Origin of the sequence: Amycolatopsis rhizosphaerae, from assembly GCF_007713715.1 — a bacterium.
GTDB classification, from domain to species: Bacteria; Actinomycetota; Actinomycetes; order Mycobacteriales; family Pseudonocardiaceae; genus Amycolatopsis_E; species Amycolatopsis_E rhizosphaerae.
In genome coordinates, this window is sequence record NZ_VJWX01000706.1 from 1 (window position 1) to 2730 (window position 2730).

The following is a 2730-nucleotide window of genomic DNA, read 5'->3' on the forward strand; positions in this document are numbered from 1 at the left end:
GTGTCACGGGTGCGGCCGGGGCCGCGGTCTGAGCGGGGAACATCTCGCGGGGATCGACCTGCCGTTCGCCGGGCAACTGCCGCGGTGCGGCGGGCCGATGCTCTTCGGCGTCGGCGGGCGGATCGGCCGGCCATGGCGCCGGGGTTTCCTGGAGCTGGGCCATGTCCTCCACCCCGGCCAGGATCTCCAGTTCCCGGTCCAGGTCCCGCAGCAGGCTGTCGTCGTATTCGGGCGCGTTGACCCCGGGCTGCTCGAGGGAGAACCCCTCCTCCGGTGCGTCCGGGACCGGTCGTTCCGGCGCCTGATCGCCCAGCGCGGCCCTGCCGCCGCTGTGCTCCAGCGAACCGAACGGCAGGAGGTCCAGGCCGAGCGGCGGATGCGGCAGGTGCATCAGCCTCCCGGACTGCGGATCGATGAACGCGACCCCTTCCCTGGTGTGCACCGTCATCGCGACATGGCCCATGACGTTGCCGTCCACGTCCCGGAACAGCACCCCGACCACCCCGTGCGAGCCGATCGGCTGCTCGCGCATGCTGCGGATCACGCTGTCGTAGTCGCCGTGCGATTCCCACTGGCCGCCGAGCTGTTCCCGGACGTATTCCAGCGTGCCCTTGGTCGCCAGTTCGCGCGGCAGGACCGCTTCGGCGTGGGCGTCCATATCCAGCAGGCGCTGGGCGTAGGCGACGACGCTGCGCGTGCAGTTGGTCTGGTAACCCCGGTCGAACGCGTCGCGCTCGTAGAACCGGGGATTGACCTCCCGCAGCTCGGGATGGCGCTCGGCGACGTACCGGGCGTCCTGGTTGGCATTCGCCGTTCCGGCGTGGATCGCCGGTTCGCTCGGCGGATTGGTCGCGCGGGCCAGCGGTGACCAGTCGTGGTCCCCGGTGACCGGCACGTCCGGTGGCGGGGCACCCCAGGACCCGGGTTCGGCCGCGCCGTATCCCACCGGCCCGTCCTCGCCGCCGAGCGCCGCCCCGATGTCCCGGTGCCCGGCAGCCGGGGCCTCGGGGGTTTCCGGCTGGGGCCCGCCGTCGAGCATGCCGCCGATCGACCGCTGGTGCTCGACCGGCTTCGAGGGCGCCTCGGCCACCGGTTCGCCGTCGAGGGCGCGGCTGAGCATCGACGGTTCGCGTGGCGCCCCGCGCGGTGATTCCTCGTGGGGAACGATCGGCCCTTCCCCGTCGTGGTGCGCCAGCAGGCCGACCGAATGGGTTTCCGGGGGCAGTTCGGCGAACCGGTTCCGCACCGGGTCGAGGAGGGCCACCCCGTGCTCGGTGGTGACCGCCGCGAACACCTTGTGCTCCGAGCGCGGCGGCGGGCCGGGCTCGAAGTACTCGACGGACAGGACGGCGCGCGAACCCACCGGACGGTCCCGCATGGCGTCGATCGAGTCGGCGATGGACCGGTGCCTGCTCCAGTCGCCACCCAGCCGCTCCCGCAGGGCATCCCGCTGACTGGCGGGATCGTCGAAGGGGTGTCCCTCCGGGCGGGGCTCCGCCAGCGCGTCCGGGTTCCGGCCGGTGACCCGGTCCTCGTAGGCGAGCAGCGTCTCCGCGCCGTTGCGGTGGAAGGCCGGATCGTCGCCGTAGTGGCCGCGGTTGATCCCCTCCATCTGCGGGAAGAGGTCGCGAATGAACCGCAGCTGACGCTGCGGGGCCTCCACCGTCCCGCCGTGCAGGGCGGGCACCCCCGGAGGGTCGGTGGCCCGGTTCAGCGAGGACCACCCGTCGGGCGGCGGGCGCATGGCCGCGAGCGCGGCCCGCTGCTCGGGGGTGAGTTCCGGCCCGGTTCGCCGGGCGCGGTCGTCCTCGGAGGGGACGGAGTCGAACCCCAAGCCCGCCGCTATGGCGCTCGGGGCGGACCGGAGGTCCGCGGCGAGCCGTTCGCGCCGCTCGTGGATGGCCTGCTCTGCGGTCTCAGGGGCGAGATACTTCGGGTGGCCCTCGGTGATCTCCTCCGCGTGGATGACCCACTTCTCCGTGCCGTTCTCCACCACCAGTCGCTTGTCCGTCACGAGCAGCTGGAGGCCGGGCTTGTGAACGACTTCGCGCTCTTTCGGCTTGTCCGAGAGCTTTTCGATGTCCCGGCCGGTCACCGACCTGATCCGGAGTTCGATGGGTGCGTTGCGGTCGTAGGGGTACGGGTCCTCGGGGGTGACCTTCTTGGTGCTGGTGAACGAGGGCTCGACGGTGACCTTGCCGGGCTCGTAGTGCGCCAGCGCCAGCTTCACCAGACGCTGGTTGTTGTCGAAGTTGATGGTGCGGACCGTCTCGCCGCGGTACGGAGGCAACTCGTTGAGACCGGAAACGACCGCCTTGGCCTGACCGACGTAGGTGTGCAGGTCCTCGCCGGTACGGAGGGCCTCGTTGAGCCTGCCGAAGACCTCGTGCCGGGTGTAGCTGTGCACCGCGGCCGCACCCAGGTCGGACATGTGCGCGAACTCCGGGCTCAGGCCCCGGAGTTCCGTGGCCTGACGGAAGATCTGCTCGTTGAACAGTTCGCCGTTGTCCCGGACGCCTTCTTCCAGGACCTGGTCGTCGATCTGCGCGTAATGCCGGGGATCGTCGCTGCGGTAATCGTCGTCGCGGAGGTACGGCTCGTCCGGCCGTTCCACCGGCGGCCCGTCGCCCGGCGCGCCGGTACGGTCGTGCTGCGGCTCGGCGGCCGGTTCCTCGTGGTGCGGGTTTTCTTCGTGTGGTGGTTGTGTGTCCTCGCGGTGGGGTTCGGTCG

1 protein-coding gene is annotated in these 2730 nt (G+C 71.3%); it reads right to left on the bottom strand.

Going from position 1 to position 2730, the window contains the following annotated elements; genetic code table 11:
* Positions 1–2730 (bottom strand): toxin glutamine deamidase domain-containing protein (locus tag FNH05_RS35810; RefSeq protein WP_246128142.1); only part of this gene is annotated, 2730 nt, incomplete at both ends.